This window comes from Streptomyces albipurpureus (assembly GCF_023701525.1).
Lineage (GTDB): Bacteria > Actinomycetota > Actinomycetes > Streptomycetales > Streptomycetaceae > Streptomyces > Streptomyces albipurpureus.
In genome coordinates this window covers 205,598-228,322 of sequence record NZ_JAMQAW010000010.1, presented here as the reverse complement: position 1 = coordinate 228,322, position 22,725 = coordinate 205,598, and the positions used below count along the sequence as shown (strand labels likewise).

Here is a 22,725-nt window from a genome sequence, read left to right as displayed (position 1 = left end):
GGGCCCGGGGGCCCACCCGTCAGCCGCCCAGTTCGACCCCACCGAGCAGCGGGGTCAACTCGCCCGCCGTGCGCAGGACGTGCTCGGGGGCGTCGCCCTTGATGTTGTTCAGACCGGTCGCGGTGTCGGCGACATCCTTCACCGCATCCCCGCTGCCACCGTTCAACAGCGGCGTCTCGCTCACCGCGTGGGCGATGCCACCGTTCAGGCTCGTGGGCATGCCTGACGTGGACGCCATCGCGGGAGACGCCGCGCCGAGCGCAGCCACCGAACCGGCGATGATCGCGGCAACCCTCGTGTACTTCATCTCTTCGCATCCCTTTCTCCGGCGACGGCCGTCGCCGCCGTCGACATGGGTAACGAGATCCGGACGTGGGAGAAACCCCCACGGAGATTCTCGTATCAGCGGCTCATGATTTCAGCGTTCCGTCGGATCTCCCGCTTGTGCGGTGACCTGCCGAATCGATGTCCGGTGGCATGGACCGGAGATTCCCCGGTAGCGCGGAGTTGACGGCGTACGAGGGTGAACCGCTCTGCTTTCGGTAGGGCTTGCGGAGAAGGCCAAAGGGTTCGGGCTGCCCATCACGGGTGGGCGATCAGCGTTTTCGTCCGTCCCTCCTGTCGCCGGGTTCACCTGATCGCCTGCCGGCGTTCTGATCGATTTCCAGGGGTGCAGAAGTTGCGTAACGAGCGATGCCCCGAAGAGTTGTGGTAGATCACTCGAAGGGCTATTTTCCCGCCTGGATCCAAGGGCTCCCCGACTATCATTCAGCTCTCTGAGTAGCCGGTCCTGGCACCGACGGATCGAAAAACCTCCAGTTGGCGGTATAAGCGCGTCTGACGCGATTTCTATCTAGCTCCTATGACAAAGTACTCCTGCTTTTGTCATTGTTGACCAAGCATGGAGGGCTAGTCATGTCGACATCGATGGGCTTCGCCGCGCGGGGCTTCCTGGGTGCGCTGTTGGTGTTGGCGTTCTCGGCAAGTCCACTGCCGGCCGCCGGTGCTCCGGTCGCTGAGGAATCGTCAAGAATTCCTTTCACTCAGCGGTACCAGGCCGTACAACACGGCGGCGTCGTGCGCACAGCCAACTCGGCGATCACCTGCCGGACCCCCAAATCCACCGCAACCACATCCTGTTCCTCGGTCAGAACGGGTTCAGCCGGGACGAACGGCGACTTCGAGATGTTCTACATCGACGAGGACGACGACCCCAATACCTACAATTCAAGCCGAGCCGACCTGGCCCTCCCCAAGAACTCCCGGGTTTCCTACGCCCGGCTGTACTGGGGCGGAAACCTCCGGGTCGGCGAGCAGAAACCACCCAAGGACAACGGTCGCATCCTGATCGCCGAGCCGGGCGGGAAGTACAAGGAAGTCCTCGCCGACACCCGCATCGCCCATCGGGACACGGACGACAGCGATGCCTTTCAAGCCTCGGCCGACATCACGCCCCTGGTGAGCCAGAGCGGATCGGGTCTGTACACGGTGGCCCAGATCAATGTGGCGATGGGGCATTCCGCGGTGGGTTCCTGGGGCGGTTGGACCATGGTCGTCGCCTATGAGAACAGTGCCGAGCCACTGCGCCAGGTGTCGATCTGGGATGGCTTCGAGACCATGGACGACCATCGCAAGAGCCAGGAGGTCGTGCTCTCCGGACTACGCATTCCCGCTCGCGCTACCGGCCGTGTCGGAATCGTCTCCTATGACGGTGATCGCGGTGCACCGGGTGATGCGGTGAACGTGCAGACGGACAAGGGAAAGACGTTCGGGCTCACCAGTTCGACCAATCCGGCCACTGATGTCATGAACTCCACCATCGCCGGACCGGGTAATCCGATCAAACGACAACCCGCACATGTGAACACCCTGGGCTATGACTCGGATGTGTTCGACATCGGTCCCGCACTGACATCCGGTGGCAGCCGTTTGAATTTCCGGTTCAACGCCGAAAACCTCGGATACTTCCTCGGCGTTCTCTTCGTGCAGGCAGACACGCGTCGCTGACTCTCCACCGCGGCGCTGCTCGCCCGACCCAGATCCACAGTCCACGTACCAAGAGAGCCGCACGTGCCGCAACGAAGCCGGACCGAGCCGAGCCAACTGACGATTCTTCACCTGGTACAGCCGGTGGAGGGGGGAGTCGCACGCGTTGTCACCGATCTGGTCAAGGCGCAGACCGAGGAAGGGCTCCATGCCATCGTGGCCTGCCCGACGGGTGGCGAACTCGGCCCCCGCGCCGCGGCGGTGGGCGCCGAGGTCCACCGCTGGCACGCCGTGCGCGCCCCCGGTCCCCGGCTCGCCCTCGAAGTCCGCACCGCCGCACGGCTGATTCGCCGACTCAACCCCGATCTGGTGCACGCCCACAGCGCCAAGGCCGGATTGGTGGCCCGGCTCGCCGTCCGCGGGCGCATCCCCACCGTCTTCCAGCCACACGCCTGGTCCTTCGACGCCGTCACCGGCTCCTCGGCCCGTCTGGCGCTGGCCTGGGAGCGGTACGGAACCCGCTGGAGCACCCGCACGCTCTGCGTCAGTGAGACCGAGCGCCGCGCCGGGGAGGCCGCCGGGATCGCCGCCCGCTGGACCGTGATCCGCAACGGCGTCGACCTCGACCACTTCGGGTCCGACGCCGGCTGGGGCGGTGCCCATGACGCGGACCTGGACCGCAGGCAAGCGCGCGCCGAAGTGGCCCAGCTGGGCCAAGTCCCCGACGACGCACCCCTGGTCCTGTGTGTGGGCCGGCTCTGCCGGCAGAAGGGGCAGGACATCCTGCTGACGGCATGGCCCCGGATCACCGCCGCCGTTCCCGATGCCAGGCTGCTGCTCGTCGGTGATGGACCCGACCGGGAATCCCTCGTTCGGTCCGCACCGGCGAAGGTCACCTTCGTCGGCGCCATCTCCGACATCCGGCCCTGGCTGCGCGCCGCCGACCTGCTGGTACTCCCCTCCCGCTGGGAGGGCATGGCCCTGGCCCCACTGGAGGCCATGGCCTGTGGCAAGCCCGTGGTGGTCAGCGATGTCAGTGGGGCCAGGGAAAGCCTGCCGCCGGGCCATGAGGCCCACTGCCTCGTACCGCCGGATGACCCGGCAGCGCTCGCAACCGCCGTGACCGCACTGCTTTCGGACCGACGACTCCGCACCGCGCTCGGCGACGAGGCGCGCACCCACACCCGGGCAGCCTGCGACATCCGGACGGCCGCCGCTGCCGTGTCCGGCCTCTACCAGGACCTTCTCAGCTCGCCCCACCCCCTGACGAGGAAGAGCGCCACACGATGACGACGGAGAGTGTTCCAGCGCACCACACCGCCCGCACGATGGCCGTCACCACGGCCATCAAGACCACCACCGTCCACCCGCCGCGCGGTGCCACCCGGCGCAGGGCCGCGTCCGGCGGCGGGTTCGACACCTGGAGCGCCCGGGACATCCGCCGCCATGGCGCCACGGCCGCCCTGCTCACCGCCGACGCGTTCGCGGTCGCCCTCACCGTGGCCCTGCTGCCGCCCCGGCTCTGGCCCGCACCCCTGCTGGTACTGCTCGTCTGCGCCCAGCCGGCCCTCCACGCCTGCCGGGGACTCTACCGACCCGCGCTCTCCCCCTCAGCCCTGACCGAAGCGCCCACGATCAGCGGACTCGCCGTGCTGCTGTGGCTGGCGGTGGCCGAGACGATCGCGGCGTATGACCCCCGATACGCCGCCACTTGGCGTGAACTCGTCCTCGCCGTGGTCGTCCAGACCGCGCTGTGCTGCGCCGGTCGCGCACTGGTCTTCCGGCTGCGGCGCGCCCTGGCCGTCCGCCACCCGCAGTCGGTGCTCATCGTCGGCCGCACCCCCCTCACCCAGCAGGTCACGACCGCCCTCTACGACCATGCCGACTACGGCATGCGGCCCGTCGGACAGGTCGACACCGCAAGGCCCCACGCGGTACCCGCGCCCGCGTCCGACACCGCGACCCTGCCGGTACTCACCACCGCACAGGACGTCAGCCGCGCCATCATCCAGAACGCCGTCCGGCACGCCGTCTTCACCCAGCCGCCCGCGTCGGACCCCGATTCCGCGGCCCTGCTGGCCCTCTTCACCGAACACCGCTGCGGACTGTGGCTGGTCGACGGCGGCGCGGCCATCGGCACCACCTGGCGGCGGGCCGCCGGCCATGACCACCTCTGGGGCTTCTCCGTACAGCCGCTGCGCGGCGCACTGCACCGGCCGCTCGCCCGGATGGTCAAGCGGACCATCGACACCCTGATCGCGACGGCCGTGCTGGTCTTCGCCGCGCCCGTGATGGCCGTCTGCGCCCTCGCGGTACGCATCGCCGACGGGCCCGGTGTCCTCTTTCGACAGGAGCGCATCGGCCTGGGCGGGCGGCCCTTCACCCTGCTGAAGTTCCGCACCCTGCGGCCGGCCGACGAGCAGGAGTCCGCCACCCGCTGGAACGTGGCGTTCGACCGCAGGATGAGCGCCACCGGGAATCTGCTGCGCCGCACCTCGCTCGATGAACTGCCCCAGCTGTGGAATGTGCTCCGCGGCGATATGAGCCTGGTCGGCCCCCGACCCGAACGGCCCTACTTCGTCGCCAAGTTCAGCCACGCCCACCCCGGCTACCGGGACCGCCACCGCATGCCGGTCGGCATCACCGGCCTCGCTCAGGTCCACGGCCTGCGCGGCGACACCTCCATCGAGGAGCGCGCCCGCTTCGACAACCTCTACATCGAGACCTGGTCGCCCTGGCAGGACGTCTGCATCCTGGCGCGCACCGCCACCTCCCTGTTCCGGCTCGGAGGCAGCTGAGCATGACGGTGCCGTGGACCGCGTCCGCCGTACCGGCCGTCATCCAACCGCCGCCGCGACGGTCCGCGGGTGCCCGTCGGACGGTCGGACACTGGTGGCCGCTGCTGCCGCTGATCGTGACCGTGCTGCTGCTCGCGGCGCCCCTCCCCGCCGGCGCCGAAGCGGGCGCGGGCGGGCTCGCGCCCGCGGACCTCGCGTCCGGGGCGCTGGTCCTCTGCACCCTGCTGCGAGTGGTGCGCCTACGGGTACGACCGCTGACCGCCACCTGTGCCGTGGTCTTCGCACTGCCCGCCGTCGCGGTCGGCATCGCCACGGTCACCGCGGCCGATCCGACGGCGAGCCTCACCGGTCTGATCCGCTACCTCCAGGTCTTCGTCCTCGTACCGACCGCGGTCGTCCTGCTGCTGCGCGATGCCCGCGACTTCCGCGTCGTCACCGGCTGCCTGGCGCTGCTCGCCCTGGTCCAGGGCGCGATCGGGATGCGGCAGTACGCGACCGGAACCGGCGCCTCCTACATGGGCGAGGACATCCGTGCCGTCGGTACCTTCGGGCCCACCGACGTGATGGGGATGGCCACCGTCGTCGCCTACGGACTGCTGGCCGCCCTCGCCCTCGCCCTGCGTACCCCCGAGGGCGCACCGCGCTGGCTGCGCCCCACCGCGATCGCCGCGACCGCGACCCTGGTCGTGCCGCTGGCGCTCTCCTTCAGCCGAGGGGCCTGGATCGCCACCGCGCTGGCCGCGTTCGCCATGATCGCGCTCACCGGGGTACGGCGGGCGGTTCGGGTACTGGGCGCGCTGACCGCCGTGTCCGTGGTGCTCGTCGGTGGGCTCGGGGTCGGCTCCGAGATGGTGGCCCAGCGGCTCACCAGCATCACCCAGGTGACCGCCGCCCCCGACCGATCCGTCAACGACCGGTACACGATGTGGGCCGCCGCCACCAGCATGTGGCGCCAGGAACCCATCGCCGGGGTCGGTCTCAAGGGCTTTGTCGCCCACCGGGACGGCCATGCCTCCATCGGTCTGTCGTCGGGCAGCGACACCGCGGGCGCCGGCCGGGCCTTCCAACGCCAGCCGCTGCTCTCCCCGCACAACATGTATCTGCTGATCCTCAGCGAACAGGGCCTCATCGGCGCGACGGCGTTCATCGGCAGTTGGGCGGCGATCCTGGTGGGCTCGGTCCGGCGACTGCTCGGCCCGCGCGAGCGCCGCCGGGCCGGAGGCGACTGCGGCCTCGCCGCCGTCGCCCTGACGCTCTGGCAGATGGTGGACTTCCTGTACGCCGACATCGGCGGGCCATCGACGGTCCTCACCGGGGTGGTGCTGGGGCTGGCCGCGTGGTGGGCGCTGGCGCCGACCGTGCGGGACGGGGCGAAGACCGCGTGAACGACCCGGAAGCAACCCCCACCGGTACGTCGGACGAGGGGCCAGGGGCCACCCGGGCGGTGCCGACCCTTCCCGCCGGCGCGCGGGCAAACCCACCGGAGCAGATGGAGACCGCGGCTGGTTCCCGCCCGCCGGCACAGAGCCCATCGGCAGAGACCGCCACGGAGGTGGGCCCAGGCGACACCACCCCGCGGCTCGGCAACTTCCTGGCCCGTGCCGCCGCCGTCACCGCCTCACTCACCATCGCCGGCGCCCTCCTGGGGCTCGTCCGGGACCAGGCCATCGCACAGTTCTACGGGGCGAGCACCGACAGCGACGCCTTCCTGATCGCCTGGACCGTTCCCGAGATGGCCGCCACCCTCCTCATCGAGGACGCGATGGCACTGCTGCTCGTCCCGGCCTTCAGCCACGCCATCGCCCGCCGCGCCGCCGACACCTCCCGGGAGCGGGCCTCAACCCCGGCCGCCACGGCCCGCCTCGCCGACCCGGACCCCTGCCCGGACGCCGTACGCGACCTCGTCGCCGCCACCCTGCCGCGGCTGTTCGCCGCCCTCGCCTGCGCGACCGTGCTGCTGATCGCCCTGGCCCCGCAGTTCGTACGCGTTCTCGCGCCCGGATTCGCCGACCACGACCTCGCCGTCGACTGCACCCGGCTCACCGCCCTGACCGTCCTCACCTTCGGCATCACCGGATACTTCAGCGCGGCCCTGCGCGCCCACGGCCGCTTCCTGCCCCCCGCCGGTGTCTATGTCGCCTACAACACCGGCATCATCGCCACCATCCTCGTCCTGCACACCGCATGGGGCGTACGGGCCGCCGCAGCCGGCGTCGCGGTGGGCGGACTGCTGATGGTCCTCGCCCAACTGCCCACCTTCCTGCGCCAGATCAACCGGCCCCGACCGGTGGTGGCGCGCCGCCGCCGCATCCCCCGCCAGCGGGAGCACACCCCCCTCATCGGCTTCGCGGTGGTCGCGCCCATCGTGCTCTTCGCCGTCAGCCGCCAGTCACAGGTCCTCGTCGAACGGTTCCTCGCCTCCTCCCTCCCCGGCGGCGCGATCTCCCATCTCAACTACGCGCAGAAGGTCGCGCAGATGCCGATGGTCCTGTCACTGATGTTCTGCACGGTGACCTTCCCCGTCGTCGCCAAGGCCATCGCCGAAGGAGACCGCGAACGAGCCCGCCGCCGGGTCGAGAACGACCTCGCCCTCGCCGGCCTCGTCGTTCTGCTCGGCACCGCGCTCATCATCGGATACGCGCCCCAGATCGTCGAAGTCCTCTTCCAGCGAGGCCAGTTCAACGCCGCCGACACCGAGACCACGGCGACCGTGATGCGGGTCTACGCGGCCGGACTGCTCGGCCACACCCTGGTCGGCGCCCTGGGGCGGCCGTTCTTCTCCTCCGGGCGCCCCACCTGGTACCCAGCCGCCGCCATGGCCGCCGGACTGGTGGTCACCGTCGCCGCGGGAACCGCCGCCGTCGACACCTGGGGTGTGTACGGGATCGCGGCGGCCAACGCCGTGGGCATCACCACCACCGCCCTGCTGCTGCTGCGCGGACTCGGCACCCGGGTCATCTCCCTCCAGGTCCGCTCCATCAGCCTCGCCCTCGCCCGGCTGGCCCTGGCCGCCACGGCGGCCGCGATAGCGGGCCGGCTCCTCTCGCCCCTCACCCCCGACCCGCTGATCGCCCTCGCCATCGGTTCCCTCGTCGTCCCCGCCGTCTTCATCACCACCGGGCTTGCCGTCCGGGCCCCGGAAGTCGTCCATCTGCTGGCACTCACCCGACAGAGGATTCGTCATGTCCGCTGACACGGCGACGGCCCACAGCGCCGCCGACACCACCGCCACCGACTCCACCACCCAGCCCTGGATCCTGATGTACCACTCGGTCGCCGACCCGACCGACGACCCGTACGGCATCACGGTCGCCCGCGACCGACTCGACCTCCAACTGCGCTGGCTGCGCCGCCACGGACGCACCGGCGTCAGCGTCGCCACCCTGCTCCGCGCCCATGCCGACAACAACGCCCACGGCCTCGTCGGACTGACCTTCGACGACGGATACGCCGACTTCACCGAAGCGGCACTGCCGGTGCTGCGCCACCACGGCTGCACCGCGACCCTCTTTGTGCTGCCCGGCCGGCTCGGCGGCAGCAACGACTGGGACCAGGACGGCCCCCGCCGACCGCTCATCAGCGAGGACGGCATCCGCACCGCCCGCGCGGCCGGCACCGAGATCGCCTCCCACGGCCTCTCCCACATCGATCTGACCAGCGCGGACGATGAGCGCCTTCGCCAAGAGACCTCGCACAGCCGCCAATGGCTGCGACAACTGACCGGGACCGCGCCAAAAGGGTTCTGCTATCCCTACGGCACCGTCGACGGGCGCGTCGCCCGCGCTGTGCGCGAGGCGGGATACACCTACGCCTGCGCCATCAGACCGCCCGCCCACCTCGCCGGGCCCTACGCCCTTGCCCGTACCCACATCAGCCAGGCCGACCGATCCGTACGACTGAAGGTCAAGCACGTGCGCCACCGGCTGGGGATGTGACCTGGATGCGCGTCCTCCATGTCATCACCGGCCTCGACACCGGCGGTGCGGAGCAGCAACTACGGCTACTGCTGCGCCGGCTGCCGCTGCGCTGCGACGTGGTGACCCTGACCAATCCCGGAGTGGTCGCCGACGGACTGCGCTCCGACGGGGTCGAGGTGACCCACCTCGGCATGGGCGGCAACCGCGATCTCGCCGCGCTGCCCCGGCTCACCCGACTGATCCGCCGAGGTCGCTACGACATCGTCCACACCCATCTCTACCGGGCCTGCGTCTACGGTCGGCTCGCGGCCCGATTCGCCGGGGTGCGCACCACCATCGCCACCGAGCACTCCCTGGGCGCAGCCGAGATCGAAGGCCGACCGCTGACCGCTTCGACCCGCACCCTCTACCGGGGGACGGAACGGCTGGGGTCGGCGACGGTCGCCGTATCGGAGACCGTCGCGGGACGACTACGGGCCTGGGGCGTGCCGGCGGAGCGCATCCATATCGTCCCCAACGGCATCGAGGCCGCCCGGTTCCGCTATGAACCCCTGGCCCGACTCGCCGAACGCGCCCGACTGGGAATCGCACCGACGGAGTTCGTGGTGGGCGGGGTCGGCAGGCTCGTCCCGGGAAAACGCTTTGACCTGCTGGTACGGGCGGTGGCCGCGCTGCCCGACGTCCAACTGCTGATCGCGGGGGACGGGCCGGAACGCAACGCCCTCAACGCGCTCGCGGAACAACTGGGAGCCGGCGAACGGGTACGGCTGCTGGGGGAGTGCGACGGGGACGGCCGTACCGAACAGCACGTCGGTACAGCAGCGACTTGGGGACCCCGACCCGCCGTCGCCGATGTGCTCTCCGCCCTGGATGTCTTTGTCTCCACCTCCCGCGAGGAGGCCTTCGGCCTTGCCGCGGTCGAGGCCCTCGCCGCCGGGCTCCCCGTACTCCACGGCCCCTGCCCCGCCATCGACGACCTCCCGGCCCACCAATCCCCCGGGGCCCTGCGCCTTGACGGCACCCTCGATCAGTTGATCGGGGCCCTGCGTCGACAACTGGCCGCCGGGCAGCGCCGACAACCACCCCCGGCCATCGTGGGCCACTACGACATCGCCCGCAGCGGCGACCTTCTGATGGACGTCTACACCCGGACCCTCGCCCGCTCCGCCCCCCGATACCGCACCAACATCCCCTACCCTCCCCCGACCGAGAGAGCACGCACATGACCGATTCGCCCGAGCAGGAGACCGCCCCCCGCGCGCGGACCAGTCGGCGCCGCGCCCGTCTCATCCCGCCGGCCCGCTGGTGGGTGCTGCCCTTCTGGGTACTGACCGGTGTGCTCGCCGGAGGCGCGTACGGGGTGTTCGTCCCGCGCCAGTACGCGGCCACCAGCTATGCCATCGCCGTACCCACCAAGGACGCCCAGCCAGGCGCGGCCCTCGGCTTCGCCCAGGCGTACGGCCGCATCGCCACCAGCGACTCGACCATCGCCTACGCCCGGGTCGCCGCCGGCATGCCGGCCAGGAAGCTCCGCAAGCAGGTGCAGACCGAGACCTCACCCGACTCCCCGATGATCGCGATCACCGGAACCTCACGCCGCCCCAGTGAGGCAGCCGACATCGCCAACGCGGTCGCCGACGCGCTCTTCGTGAGCAGCAACCAGGTCGCCAAGAGCACCGGCGTACGGCTGCTGTCCTTCTCCCAGGCCATCCCTCCGGCCCAGTCCGTCTCCCCCACTCCGCTGGTGGCCGGGGCGGTCGGCGGCAGTACCGGCGGGCTGATCGGCGGTCTCGTACTGCTGGTACGCCCCCGGCGCCGGCCCGAGGCCGACACCGCGACCCGTGAACAGACGGGCCCGCAGATCACGACCACCGTGGTACCCGCCCCGGCCGGCTCCGCCGCCAGCGAGCAGCGGAAGCGCGTCTGATGGCGCGGGAGCGGGCGGGACTCACCGTCACCCTCTGCCGCGACCCGCGGAGCTTCGCCCGACTGCGGCCGGAGTGGGATGACCTCCAACGCCGCTGCGCCACCGCGACCCCCTTCCAGAGCCATGCCTGGTTGGACTCCTGGTGGCTCTCGTACGGAACCGACGGACGGCTCCGCGTGGTCCTGGTGCGCCGGGACGGGGAACTGATCGCCGCGGCACCGCTGATGCTCGTCCACCGGCCGATGCCGCTGCTGGTCCCGCTCGGAGGGGGGATCTCCGACTACGGCGACATCCTCATCGACGACGACCACATCGGCTGCGCACTGGCCACCCTGGAGCGCGGCCTGAAGCGCGCGGCCCGGCACGCGGTGATCGACCTGCGGGAGGTACGCCCCGGAGCCGCGGCCGAGCGGCTCTACGACAGTTGGAGCGGCGCCAAGCGACGGCTGACGGACTCCGTCTGTCTGGAACTGCCGGCCGCGCCCATGGACGAACTGGTCAAGCGGCTGCCAGCCAACCGGGCCCAACGGGTGCGCGCCAAGCTGCGCAAGATCGACTCCCTGAAGATCGAGGACTTCCCGGTGACCGAGCAGGAGGTGCCCGATGCCATCGGCCACCTCCTGCGGCTCCATGAACTCCAGTGGCGCGGCCGAGGAGTCACCGTCGAGCATCTGCGCCCACGATTCGCCGAGCACCTGGTCCGGGCCACCCGACGCATGGTCCGGGAGGGAAACGCCGCGCTGACCGAGTACCGGCAGGACGGGGAAGTGGTCGCCGCCAGCGTCACCCTGCTCTCGGCGAACCTGTCGGGGGGCTATCTCTACGGCGCGCACCCCGCGCTTCGGGAGCAGCGGGTCGATGTGGCGACGATGCTGCTCCGTCATGACGCCGATCTCGCGGCGCACACGGGACGTCGAGTGGTGAGCCTGCTGCGGGGCAAAGAGCCCTACAAGAACCACTGGCGTCCCACCGCTGTCGCCAACCAGCGCCTTCTGCTGGCCCCATCGGCCCTGGAGCCGGTCCTACGGCTCCAGGCGGCCCGTGCCGGTCTACGCGAACGTGCGGCGGGGGCCGTGATCTCACGGTTCCCCGCCGCACCGGAGTGGCGCGCCAGGCTGAACGACTGGCGGGCAGCCGCCCACTCGCGCTAGCCGGTTGTCGAGCGCCCATCCGAGTCCGACCGGTCGTGCCAGCTGGTCGGACCGTTCTAGCTATCCGAGCTATCCGAGCTGTCCGAGCCATCCGCGCTGTTCAGGCCGAAGGGCCAACCCGTCGGCCAGGGGATCGTGACACAGAACCTGTCGGCGGGAACCCACTGCCTGACCCAGTCCCCGAGGTCCATCGGTACGCACCACTTCTTCGAGTTGAGCGCCGGTACGGGCCCAAGGGGCGCGGACGGGAGGGGCGTCGGCTGGGGGAGGGGGGTCGGGCTGGGAGGCGGCGTCGGTGTAGGCGTCGGCTTGGGGACGGGGGTGGGCTCGACCGGTGGGGTCGGGGTGACAGGCGAGGGCTCCAGCGGTGTGGGTGGGGGAGTGGGCGTCGGCGTGGGGATCGGAGCCGGAGTTGGATCTGTGGGTGTGGGTGTGGGTGTGGGTGTGGGTGTGGGAACGACCGTGGGATCGATCGGCGCCGGTTCCACCGGTGCGGTGGGCAGGGTGGACGGGGCCGGCGAGGTCGGCGCGGGACTGGGCGGCGCGGTGCCGGGCGGTGTGGGGACGGGTGTGGGCGTGGATACCGGAGGTGTTGGCACCGATGGAGTGGGAGCGGTGGGAGTGGTGGGAGCGGTGGGGACAGGGGCCGGCAGGCTCGGGGCCGGTGTGGTGGGGGCCGGTGTGGACGGGGCCGGTGTGGACGGGGCCGGTGTGGACGGGGCCGGTGTGGACGGGGCCGGTGGTGATGTGGGTAGCCCGGGTGGGCTCGTTACTACCGGGCCCGGAACCGTAGGCGTCGGCAGAGGGAGCGTCGGCAGGGAGGGGGTGGGCACCGGGGGCGTGGGGATCACCGGTGGGGTCGGAACCGTGGGCGTGGGCACGGGAGGTGTGGGGACCACAGGAGGGGTCGGCGCCGGCGGTACCGTGCCCGGCAGGCCAAACAGCATGGAACGGTAGACCTTTGATGATTCGGGATTGTCATTGCACTGCCAGACGCCATGCGGGCAGTAGTCCGTGATGGTCTGGTACAGCGGCTTGTGCCGTGCGATCCATTCCAGCATGCCCCGCATATAGTCGGGGTTGTCCCCGTTCCGGAACAGCCCCCACTCCGGGTAGGAGATCAGCTTGTTGTGGGCGGCCGCGAATTCCACCTGCTTGTAGAGTCCGTAAGGTGCCGACGCCTGCTCCTCGAAAGTCTTTCCGGGAGCCTGGTCATACGAATCCATTCCGATGATGTCCACCACCTCGTCACCGGGATAGCACTCGGTCCAGGCAATGGCATCCGTACCTCTGTTCGGGGCGAAGTCAAAGCGGAATGACTGCCCCGGCACGGAACGCATCGCCGTGACAATGCGATTCCAGTACGTTCGCCAAGAGCGGGGATCGGGACCACATCGGTGGGTGTATGTCGTGCCGTTCATCTCCCAGCCGAGCACGATCACCGTGTCCGGCACACCCAAGTTGACCAGCCGTTGAGCCAGAGTCCGGAAGTGGTGATCGAACTGACCCGATGCGCCGGCCCTGAGCAGTCGGGCGACCTCCCAGTCCGTGACCCGTTCCTCGTTCCGTTCCAGCATGGGCACATTGAGTACGAGCATCCGACTGTCCAGGCCGCGCCGCCAGCGCGCCCAGTCGCCCAGGAACTCGGGTGCTCCCTCGATATTGCTCCATCGGTCCCCGGGCAGATAGGTGTGGCCTACCCGGAGTTGGGTACCGCCGAGCCAGTTCGACAGCTGTTCCATTCGCTGTACACCGACTGCCCCGTAGCTGAGATATGCGCCCACGGCGACCGATGCGGCTTCGGTCGGCCCTGGATCTACTTCCGCGGCGCGAGCGACGCCTGCCGTCAGGCCTCCACATACGCCTGTTGAGACGAGGAGACTGACGGCAACCGCCCCGATATAGGTGCCAGTAAGACGGCGCCGACGGGTCATGGCTCCTCCTTGGGAAGGCTGTTCGCCCTGTGTGTTCATTCAGGGTGAATCCACCGCTGATTTAGCGGTGTACCAGACCGTAGGCAGAAAGTCTTACTAGTGAGCTTATTGACAGCCCATCAGTAGGCCATTCGCGACAAGTCCGCGCGATATTCGGGACCATCCAGGTGAAAGTAATGACGACGAACCGACCTTTTGACGCGGGAGTTCCCGCCCTGGTGCTCCGCCTCGACCGTAATCCCTTTCACCACGGCACCCTTGGCGCGGTCCGGTCGCTGGGGCGAGCGGGGGTCGAGGTCCACGCCGTGGTGGAGGCTGCCGACAGCCCCGTGGTTCGCTCGCGCTTTCTGCGAGGAGCGCATCTCGCCCCCGCTGGGCGCCTCACCTCGCAGCAGTTCACCGAGCTGCTGCTGAGGGTCTCGGACCGTATCGGCGCACCTGCCGTGCTGATCGCCATGGACGATCTGAGTGCCATTCACACGGCGGCGTCCACAGCCGTGTTGGGCGGGCGGTATCTGCTGCCCAGCCAACCCGTCGGGCTTCCCGGGTTGCTTGCCGACAAGGCGGAGCTGGCGGAGCTCTGCGAGCGGGCGGGCATCGGGCACCCGCGAACCGTGGTGCCCCAGAGCGCCGATGAGGCCGCCGAAGCGGTACGGGGGCTAGGGCTGCCGCTGGTGGCGAAATGGAGCAGGCCATGGCTGCTCGGCGCCCAGACGGGGCTGCGCAGCACCACGCTGGTGCGTTCGGCCGCTGCCGCCCAGGCGCTCTACCAGAGCGCGGAGAGCGCGGGCAGCCGGCTCTTGTTGCAGCGCCATGTACCGGACGGGCCGCGCACCGACTGGTTCTTCCACGGCTACTTCGCCGACGCCCCGACCGCCACCGCGGCCGCACCCACCCGACAGAGCGCCGCCGATGCTGTCGGGCCGCACTGTCTGGTGGGCGGCAGCGGGGTGAAGGAACTGTCCTGGCCCGCCCGAACCGGGCTCACCGCGAGGGGCCGCTGGCAGTCGAACCCCGAGGTCGAGGACGCCGCCCGGAGGTTGGTTCGGCATGTGGGCTACCGGGGCATCCTCGACCTCGACTTCCGCCGTGATCGTGCCACCGGCGCCTATCAACTGCTGGACGTCAATCCTCGGCCGGGTGCCCAGTTCCGCCTCTTCACCGACCTGGGCGGGCTGGATGTCGTACGGGCGCAGTACCTCGATCTCACCGGGCAGCAGGTGCCGGAGTCTGTGGGCAGGCCAGGACGGGTCTTCGTCGCCGAGAACTACTGCCTGCTCTCCGCGCTGGTGTCGGTGGGCGAGCGCCGACGGCCCGCTGACCGGGACCGGGAGGGGGAGTCCATGGTGGCCCGGGAGTCTCAGCGGGGCCGATGCGCGGACCTCGGCCCCAGCGGGGGCGCTGAGCCAGCTCCTCGCGGGGGCAGCGCCGGCACCCGGCACCGGCCCGGTCCATGGCGGGTTCCCCAACCGGGTGTCGAGACCGCATGGTTCGCCGGCGACGATCCGCTTCCCTTCCTCGCCATGGTCCACGCCTGGCTGGGGCGCGGTCTGGCCAAGGCCATCCAGCGACTGAGGTCCGGCCACGCCCCCGTAGCACCTTCCGCTCCTCGACCACGCGAACCGGACTCCGCCACCGTGCGCCCCTGAACCCCAGCCTCGATGCAGTGCCTCCGTCTCTCTCCTGACTCCGCCTGACCCCTCCCTGTGAAGGAACGAACCATGTACGACATGGCAGTGATCGGCGCCGGACCCTACGGGTTGTCCATCGCGGCCCACGCGGCGGCTGCCGGGATGAGGATCCGCGTCTTCGGCCATCCCATGGCGTCCTGGCGGGACCACATGCCCAGCGGCATGTTCCTCAAGTCCGAGCCCTGGGCGTCGAACCTCTCCGACCCCGGGGGCAGCCATGAGCTCCGCCACTTCAGCGCGGAACGCGGCTTTGAAGCGGTACACGGCAGTCCGCTGCCGATCGGCGCATTCACCGACTACGGCCTGTGGTTCGCCGCCCGAGCGGTTCCCGAGATCGACGAGCGGACGGTCACCCTGGTCACCACGGCCTCAGCCGGCGGCGGCTTTCGGGTGGGGACCGAGGACGGGGAGAGCATCGAGGCCAGTACGGTCGTCCTGGCCGTGGGCGTGATGCCCTTTCGCCGAGTGCCGGAGCCCCTGGCCGAACTCCCCGCCACTCATGTCTCCCACAGCAGCGACCACGGCGACCTCTCCGGTTTCCACGGCCGGCAGGTCACCGTCATCGGTGCCGGCCAGGCCGCTCTGGAGACCGCCACCCTGCTCGCCGAACAGGGGGCGAGCCCCCGTCTGATCGCCCGTACCGAACGGTTGAACTGGAACACGGTCCCGCTGCCCCTGGACCGCGGAGTGCTGCGCTCGGCGCGCACCCCGCTCAGTGGCCTCGGCAGCGGCTGGACCAGTTGGGCCTACTCGGAGATGCCCTGGGCCGTACGGAGGTTGCCGACGACCATCCGTGAGCACATTGCCCGGACCGCGCTGGGTCCCGCGGGCGCCTGGTGGCTGAAGGAGCGCTACGAGCGCCAGGTGCCCGCCATGTTGGGGCACCGCCTGCACAGCGGCGAGGTGTGCGACGGACGGGTACGGCTGACGCTCACCGCGCCCGACGGAACCGCTCCCGTGATCGAGACCGACCATGTCATCACGGCGACCGGATTCACCCCCGACCTCGATCGGCTGCCGCTTCTGGCCGCACCCCTGCGGGAGGCCATCGCGACCCTCGGCACGGGACGCGCCCCCGACCTCAGCGCCGGGTTCGAGTCCTCCACTCCGGGGCTGTTCTTCGCCGGCCTGCTGAGCGCGCCCTCCTTCGGGCCGTCGATGCGCTTTGTGCACGGCGCGACCTTCACCGCGCGTCGACTGGTCGCGGCAGCCCGTGGACGGCTACGGGGCCGACGGGCGTTCTTCGTGCCACAGCCCACCGCGCCCGCCCGAGCGACGGACGAAGCGGCCGCGGTACGGGAGGGCTGATCCTCGCCCCTACCGTGGGCGCCGCGGAGCCGGGCCACCGACAACGGCGCCCCGGACCCCCTGCCCCCGGCTCGGCCCGGAGCGGGCTCAGGCCGGGTGCCTGCCCTGGAACCAGCCCCTGGGCGGCGTCGAACCGGCGCGCAGGTCCGACGCCGTCCGCTGGTAGACGGGGAACTGGCTCAGCCGGGCCCACTCCAGATCCGGTACCCCCGGCAAGGTGCGGCCCGCGGCCGCCCACTCCTGGGAGAGCTGCTCGAAGATCGGGATCTCGCCGGTGGGCGAAGCCATCGGCCGGGGGTCCGGATGGGGATGCGGAAGTGTGCTCGGGGGGTGAAGCGTCTGAACGCGCTGCCATCGGGCAGGCCCGGGTGTCCTCGCCATGTGTCGGCCAACGGCCGTCCCACACCGGAAGTCACTGAGCGATGCCGGCCTCGGGGTATCGAAGGAACGATATTTCGAGCCGTGATGCCCTCCGCCTGCCGTTGATCGCGCTCCAAGCCCGCAACACCACTTGGGGTGCGCCCCCAGAGCGCGGCTTTGGGGCGTGCGCTGGCCATACGCGCCCCCATCGCCATCGAGTGCCCCCTCCGGGCGACAGAAGCCCACGACACGGGCCTTGGTAGGGGAATTCCAGTGAGAAGACCGAAATAATACGGAAAGCGGCCTGCTCCTCTGTGGGCCATGGCTCGTTGATCCTCATAAGACGTTCCAGGACGCCCGGTGGCTGCCGCGGGTGCCGTGGAACTCCGCCAGGGCTCACCCAGAGCCAACTCAAGGCTGCCGAGGGCTTGCCCGGGCCTGTCCTAAGGGGATCGATGCGACGACACATCACTTCCGCGCTGCTTCTGACGGCGCTGGTGATGGGGACCGCCACCGCCTGTCGAAGTGTCCTGGACGACGGGGATGGCCAGTCACCACACACCGGGCGAACATCAGCGGCCGAACGGGCCGTCACCGACCAGAGGGGGCGCCGGGCGGTCTCCTGGGTCGGTGACTCGGTCGATATCGACGGACGGGCATTCGGCGAGCACCTGCGCGTCTCGGTCCTCGGATTCGTCGACCCCGCGATCGCCACCAGGGCCGCCGCTCAACGGCCCACCGGGGGAAACCGCCGACTCGGTGTCGATGTCACCCTCGCCAATGTCGGCGGCAAGCCCTATGACGCTTCCCGAGCGAAGGCCTGGGTCGTGGACGACCAGGGAAAGAGCTATCCGGCGGCCGTGGCAACGGAACGGATCACCACCGGACTTCCCCTGAAATGGAACACGCTTGCGGCAGGTGAACAGAGCCAGGGCTGGCTTGTGTTCGAAGTTCCCGAGAGCGCCGTCATTCTGCGCCTTCACTGCACACTCGGTAGCACCACCATGGCATGGCAACTCCACTTTCCACCATCCAGGTGAACGTATGACGTGACAAGGGTGGAACGGGCACTAAGGTGCCGATCCATGACCACTGCGAACTCCACCAAAAGCACCTTCCAGCGCGCCCAGTTGGGCACCCTTTCCGTAGTCGCCTGGACCGGCGACCCCGAGGCCGGGCATGACATGCCGTATCTGCTGGTCTATTCGCTGGGTGACGGGGCGGGCGCGGATGGCGCCAGTGAGAGCGCCATTCGCGCTCTCATCGAGGAAGTCGGGCTCAAGGGCGGGGCCGATATGACCGACGCGACGGCCGTGTCCGTCAACTCCCCGATCAGGTTGCTGATCCAGGGAGGGCACGCGGTTCTCAATATGCCGTATCTGAGCGCGCAGTGCCCCGCACCGAAGGAGTGGCTCGCCGCCGCCGACCAGCGCGGGCACGTCCACCTCATTGTCGCCGCCCAGCCCTGGGCCGCCGCGACTCCGGGCGAGCCCATCACCGAAGAGACCCTCCAGGCCTTCCTGGGCGACGAGGAAACCCTGCTCTCCGCCGGCCACATCCTCCTCCCGGTGAGCCAACTGCGCAGCTAGCGGACACCGCATGGTCTCCAGAGGGCGCGCAAGACGGCGAGGCGGCCCTTAGTCGTACACCCGGCCGGCCCCGGGCCTGCCCCTCCGGGGCCAGGCCGGGGGAGGACAGCGCCCCGGGGTCGCAGGGCGCCACCGCGGCGGAACCACCGGCCGTCGAAGCCAGGCCCCCGAAGGTCCAGGACGCCGTGAACGGTGAACTCACCGGAGGGGAGCGCCGCTGAGTCCCTCCGCCGGTTCAAAGGCGAAGGGCAACGCCCTGACCCGGTTGTCAAAACTGGAATCCACCAGTTCCATCGCCCCCACCGCCCGTAGTCCACGCGGCACGGTGAGCAGTTCATGGAAGAGCGCCTTCATCTCCTGCCGGGCCAGATGAGCCCCGAGACAGAAGTGCGGCCCGCCACCCCCGTACCCCAAATGGGGATTCGGATGGCGTCTGATATCGAACGCATCGGGATCATCGAACACCCGCTCATCCCGATTGGCCGAGGCATAGAAGAGCACCACCTTGTCGCCGGGCTTGAATTCCCGGCCGCCCAACTCACATGCGGTCGCCACGGTACGGCGGAACTGGATGATGGGCGTCGAATGGCGCACGATCTCATCCACCGCACCGTCGGCGTACCGTTCGAAATCCGAAAGGAGCAGCTCACGCTGATCGGGATGCTCACTCAGCAATGCCAGACCATGAGCAATCGCATTGCGGGTGGTCTCGACCCCCGCGACGAGCAACAAAGAGAAGAAGGCGCCCAATTGCCGGGCCGTCAGCGCCTGCCCTTCGACATCCGCACACACCAGCGCCGAGATGAGATCGTCCGCGGGATGCCGGCGGCGCTCCCGTGCCAGTCGCACCATCATCAGCTGCATATGGGCCAGTGCCCTCAGCCCCCGGCCGGGCACCCGCAGCCTCGCACGCTTCACCCCGACGTTCTGCGACGCCTCATCGATCCGCCGGGCGATCTCGCCGCGGTACGCCTGCGGAACGCCCATCAGATCGCAGATGATCTCGAACGGCATCCGTGAGGCCACCGAGGCCACGAAGTCCTTGGGCCGATCACGGATCATCTCCGCCACGATCCGCCCGGCGACCTCGCGGACATTGGCCTCGGCGGCTGCCAGCAACCGGGGAGTGAAGGCCCGGGCGACGATTCTGCGCAGCGACGCGTGTTCGGCGCCGTCCATGTTGACCATCGAGTTGCCGAAGACGGCCTTGGCCCAGGCGGCGGGCTCCGGAGTGGTGACCCCCGGCGCGCTGGCGAAGTTTCGCGGTGCGCGACTCGCCTCCTGTACATCGGCGTGCTTCACCAGGGCGTAGAAGCCCGGCTCGGAGCCGAAGCGCATCGGGGAGTCCAGTTGCCGCAGCAGGGCGAAGGATTCCAGTCGCTGGGGGCGCGGCAGCCGCCAGAACGACGGATCGTCGAGATCGACGTCCGCGAGCGTCAGCGGGGACGGCTGCATCGGGACCTTCATGGTCACCACCTCCTGGGGTAGGGCGGCCCGCCGGACCACTGGGTGAGGGCTGGATGTCCAGTACGTCGAATGTCCAACACAACGGGGGAAATGATGGTTTGCCGCGCCTGACTGTCCTGAGTCGTTTCTCGCCGCCCCACATCGCCTCTCATCGCGTTTCTCGCTTCTCATCGCCCTGAGCCGGTTCCGACCGTCGACCGGTCGTTGCCGCCGACAGGGGAACGCTGACCCTCCTCGACGACCAGCCGGATCGTTGGCTACCGGACGGCTGACGCACCGCGGCGGTCCAACACCGCGGTAGTTCAGCGGTCCGTCGGGGCAGCGACGGAGCGGTGGCGGACGAAGCGCGGGGATCGCGGCGGAGAGGGAGGCATCTCCTGCCCAGGAAGTCGATCACCCGAAGGTCTCCCGCCCGGCCGCGGTGCCGCGGCGGGGGCGTCGGCAGGGGGTCGTGACCGCCGTCGAGGCCCTGGTCGTCCAGTACGGCGCCGCGGCGCCCCACCAGGCACTCCCCAGCGGATGCCCGCACAGCCCCCGTCCCGTTGGGGTGCACGGACCGCCGGGTGCCCGTCCACCAGGGCGCCGTCGTCGGGTGATCAGGTCGAGGTGGCTTTCGTCCCCGACCGGCCACCCGGACGAGCAACCCTTTCCCGCTCGTCTCGTTGACAGACCGATGCACGGCCACGTCGAAAGAGCACACCCATGCCACTTCCCGACCGTACGACCACCCGCTTCCTCAGCCGCCGCATACTGCTGCGGACCGCGTTCACCTTCGGTGTTGTCGCGGGCACGGCCGGCGCACTCGCGCCGATCATCGCCCGTGGAAGACCGGCCAACGCCCCGCGCCGGGGGGTCGCCGGGCCGCCCGGTCTGGAACGGTTCGCCGAGATGTACCGGGGCCGCCGCATCGAAGGCTCCGCCACCGTCCTGGTGCCCGTGCGGGGGCCCCGCACCCGGCCGGCGGTGGCCGTTGCGCTGCCCAGTGTGGAAGTCCGGATCGACGGCCGCCCGCTCCATGTGATGCGACGCGCCGACGGCAGCTATCTGAGCCTGGTCAACCACTACGAGTCCTTCCCGACGCTGCGCGAAGTGGCTCGGGCCGCGGTCGACGAGTTGGGAGCCGCCCAACTGGCGTCCACCCCGCCCACGGGGCACACCACCCCGCAGACCCACTGAACCGGGGAGGTTCGGCACCGGTGTACACCCGCAAGAACCAGCGGAATCTGACCCGTACGGAGAAGCGACGGCTGGTGGACGCGCTGCTGGAGCTGAAACGCTCCGGGCGCTATGACGAGTTCGTACGGATGCACGGCGAGTACTACGTTCCCGATGCGGAGGACGGTCCACGCGCAGCCCATATGACGCCCTCGTTCTTTCCCTGGCACCGTGCGTTCCTGCTGGACTTCGAGCGGGCGCTCCAGAAGGTAGACCCGGGCGTCTCCATCCCCTACTGGGACTGGACGGTCGACAACTCGCCCGCCTCATCGCTGTGGGCGGACGACTTCCTCGGCGGGACGGGAAGGGTCGGTGACCGCCAAGTGATGAGCGGCCCCTTCGCCCATTCAGGGGGCAACTGGCCGATCAACTCCCGGGTCACGGACGGCAGATATCTCACCCGCAACCTCGGCCGCCCCTCGGACCCGGTGTCGCTGCCCACCAAGGAGGACGTCGCCGCGGCTCTCGACGCACCGGTCTATGACGCCGAGCCCTGGGACTCGACCGTGCGCACCGGCTTCCGCAATCTCATCGAGGGGTGGACGGAAGGCGGCATGGACGATCCGGTGCGCTGGCGCAACCACAATCGCGTCCACCGGTGGGTGGGCGGGCTGATGCTGGGGGCGACCTCGCCCAACGACCCGGTGTTCTGGCTGCACCACTCGTATATGGATCTGCTCTGGCTGCGCTGGCAGAGCGCGCATCCGGACGCGGACTATCTGCCGCGGACCAAGCTGCCCGCGTCCGATCCGCAGAGCGGGCGGGTCTTCGCGCTGGATGAGCCGTTGCCGCCCTGGCAGATCACACCGGCCGAGCTGTTGGATCACACACGCTGGTACCGGTACGCATGACGACCGAGGCCCCCTTCCGTCGGAAGGGGGCCTCGATGCTCGGGGTAGATACGGCTCAGTGGCCGTAGGCGCCGCCGCCGGAGGCGTTCACGCAGGTGTTGCCGAACGCGGGGTTCAGCAGCGCAATCACGTTCACGGTGTTGCCGCAGAGGTTCACCGGGATGTTGACCGGCACCTGGACGGCGTTGCCGGAGATCACACCGGGGGAGTGGGTAGCGGCACCGTGCGCTCCGGCGTCGGCAACAGCCAGACCGGCACCGCCGGCCAGGATGGCACCCGAGCCGGCGACGACGGCAGCGGCCTTCGCGATACGCGACATCAGTTCTCCTTGCAGATCAGAACTCGACCACAGGACTTGCGGCCTTCACGCTGCTACAACGCCGCAACCCTGGGGCGGTAACGGATAGCGGCCAAAGTGCCCGCCCTTTGCCGTAGTGGAGCAACGTCCGGGGCGCGCGCGACGGCGGGTATCGGGGCGGGGCAGGTGGGATACCGGGCATCCGTTGCCCTGTCCCGGCGGGGCCACGAGTA

19 protein-coding genes and 1 pseudogene are annotated in these 22,725 nt (G+C 69.8%); 15 read left to right on the top strand and 5 right to left on the bottom strand.

The window, feature by feature from the left end; genetic code table 11:
* Positions 1-19 precede the first annotated feature (19 nt).
* Positions 20-307 (bottom strand): hypothetical protein, encoded by a 288-nt coding sequence (locus NBG84_RS13050; RefSeq protein ID WP_250919551.1) that lies wholly within the window; start codon positions 305-307, stop codon positions 20-22.
* 608 nt (positions 308-915) lie between these two features.
* On the opposite strand from NBG84_RS13050, the gene NBG84_RS13045 reads away from it, so the two are divergent.
* From NBG84_RS13045 to NBG84_RS13005, 9 genes are all read left to right on the top strand, one after another.
* Complete coding sequence (locus NBG84_RS13045; protein WP_250919550.1) at positions 916-2,007, top strand: DUF3344 domain-containing protein; 1,092 nt, start codon at positions 916-918, stop codon at positions 2,005-2,007.
* A gap of 63 nt (positions 2,008-2,070) precedes the next feature.
* On the top strand, positions 2,071-3,276 hold the full coding sequence (locus NBG84_RS13040; RefSeq protein WP_250919549.1) for a glycosyltransferase: 1,206 nt from the start codon (positions 2,071-2,073) through the stop codon (positions 3,274-3,276).
* Positions 3,273-4,784: a sugar transferase gene (locus tag NBG84_RS13035; RefSeq protein ID WP_250919548.1), complete on the top strand. Its 1,512-nt coding sequence runs from the start codon at positions 3,273-3,275 to the stop codon at positions 4,782-4,784. Before NBG84_RS13040 ends, NBG84_RS13035 begins: the two co-directional genes overlap by 4 nt.
* Before the next feature lie 2 nt (positions 4,785-4,786).
* On the top strand, positions 4,787-6,169 hold the full coding sequence (locus NBG84_RS13030; protein WP_250919547.1) for an O-antigen ligase family protein: 1,383 nt from the start codon (positions 4,787-4,789) through the stop codon (positions 6,167-6,169).
* Entirely contained in the window at positions 6,166-7,977 is a 1,812-nt protein-coding gene (murJ, locus tag NBG84_RS13025) for a murein biosynthesis integral membrane protein MurJ (RefSeq protein WP_425608626.1), read from the top strand. Before NBG84_RS13030 ends, murJ begins: the two co-directional genes overlap by 4 nt.
* On the top strand, positions 7,967-8,719 hold the full coding sequence (locus tag NBG84_RS13020) for a polysaccharide deacetylase family protein (protein WP_250919546.1): 753 nt from the start codon (positions 7,967-7,969) through the stop codon (positions 8,717-8,719). The genes murJ and NBG84_RS13020 overlap by 11 nt, the downstream gene beginning before the upstream one ends.
* A gap of 5 nt (positions 8,720-8,724) precedes the next feature.
* Positions 8,725-9,927 (top strand): glycosyltransferase, encoded by a 1,203-nt coding sequence (locus NBG84_RS13015; protein WP_250919545.1) that lies wholly within the window; start codon positions 8,725-8,727, stop codon positions 9,925-9,927.
* Positions 9,924-10,628 carry a YveK family protein gene (locus NBG84_RS13010; RefSeq protein WP_250919544.1) on the top strand — a complete coding sequence of 235 codons (705 nt, stop codon included), beginning with the start codon at positions 9,924-9,926 and terminating at the stop codon, positions 10,626-10,628. The genes NBG84_RS13015 and NBG84_RS13010 overlap by 4 nt, the downstream gene beginning before the upstream one ends.
* Entirely contained in the window at positions 10,628-11,779 is a 1,152-nt protein-coding gene (locus NBG84_RS13005) for a GNAT family N-acetyltransferase (RefSeq protein ID WP_250919543.1), read from the top strand. The genes NBG84_RS13010 and NBG84_RS13005 overlap by 1 nt, the downstream gene beginning before the upstream one ends.
* Positions 11,780-12,486: 707 nt before the next feature.
* Here NBG84_RS13005 and NBG84_RS40605 read toward each other — a convergent pair.
* A pseudogene (locus tag NBG84_RS40605) lies at positions 12,487-13,713 on the bottom strand (glycoside hydrolase family 26 protein); the annotation flags it as partial.
* A 176-nt stretch (positions 13,714-13,889) separates the two neighbouring features.
* On the opposite strand from NBG84_RS40605, the gene NBG84_RS12995 reads away from it, so the two are divergent.
* The gene (locus NBG84_RS12995) at positions 13,890-15,362 is read left to right on the top strand and encodes a carboxylate--amine ligase (RefSeq protein ID WP_250919541.1); all 1,473 of its coding nucleotides are present in this window, start codon (positions 13,890-13,892) and stop codon (positions 15,360-15,362) included.
* 72 nt (positions 15,363-15,434) lie between these two features.
* Entirely contained in the window at positions 15,435-16,712 is a 1,278-nt protein-coding gene (locus NBG84_RS12990; RefSeq protein WP_250919540.1) for an FAD-dependent oxidoreductase, read from the top strand.
* A gap of 87 nt (positions 16,713-16,799) precedes the next feature.
* On the opposite strand, the gene NBG84_RS12985 is transcribed toward NBG84_RS12990, so the two are convergent.
* The gene (locus NBG84_RS12985; RefSeq protein ID WP_250919539.1) at positions 16,800-17,000 is read right to left on the bottom strand and encodes a hypothetical protein; all 201 of its coding nucleotides are present in this window, start codon (positions 16,998-17,000) and stop codon (positions 16,800-16,802) included.
* Positions 17,001-17,527: 527 nt separating this feature from the next.
* Between NBG84_RS12985 and NBG84_RS12980 the strand changes: the two genes are divergently transcribed.
* Together NBG84_RS12980 and NBG84_RS12975 are read left to right on the top strand one after the other, a co-directional pair.
* Entirely contained in the window at positions 17,528-18,112 is a 585-nt protein-coding gene (locus NBG84_RS12980; protein ID WP_250919538.1) for a DUF4352 domain-containing protein, read from the top strand.
* Positions 18,113-18,157: 45 nt separating this feature from the next.
* Complete coding sequence (locus NBG84_RS12975; RefSeq protein ID WP_250919537.1) at positions 18,158-18,661, top strand: DUF5949 family protein; 504 nt, start codon at positions 18,158-18,160, stop codon at positions 18,659-18,661.
* A 198-nt stretch (positions 18,662-18,859) separates the two neighbouring features.
* On the opposite strand, the gene NBG84_RS12970 is transcribed toward NBG84_RS12975, so the two are convergent.
* The gene (locus tag NBG84_RS12970) at positions 18,860-20,128 is read right to left on the bottom strand and encodes a cytochrome P450 (protein ID WP_250919536.1); all 1,269 of its coding nucleotides are present in this window, start codon (positions 20,126-20,128) and stop codon (positions 18,860-18,862) included.
* Between the two features lie 702 nt (positions 20,129-20,830).
* On the opposite strand from NBG84_RS12970, the gene NBG84_RS12965 reads away from it, so the two are divergent.
* Positions 20,831-21,304 carry a tyrosinase cofactor gene (locus NBG84_RS12965; RefSeq protein WP_250919535.1) on the top strand — a complete coding sequence of 158 codons (474 nt, stop codon included), beginning with the start codon at positions 20,831-20,833 and terminating at the stop codon, positions 21,302-21,304.
* A gap of 20 nt (positions 21,305-21,324) precedes the next feature.
* Positions 21,325-22,194 carry a tyrosinase family protein gene (locus tag NBG84_RS12960; RefSeq protein WP_250919534.1) on the top strand — a complete coding sequence of 290 codons (870 nt, stop codon included), beginning with the start codon at positions 21,325-21,327 and terminating at the stop codon, positions 22,192-22,194.
* A gap of 55 nt (positions 22,195-22,249) precedes the next feature.
* Here NBG84_RS12960 and NBG84_RS12955 read toward each other — a convergent pair whose 3' ends face one another.
* Positions 22,250-22,513 carry a chaplin gene (locus tag NBG84_RS12955; RefSeq protein ID WP_250919533.1) on the bottom strand — a complete coding sequence of 88 codons (264 nt, stop codon included), beginning with the start codon at positions 22,511-22,513 and terminating at the stop codon, positions 22,250-22,252.
* Between the last annotated feature and the right edge of the window lie 212 nt (positions 22,514-22,725).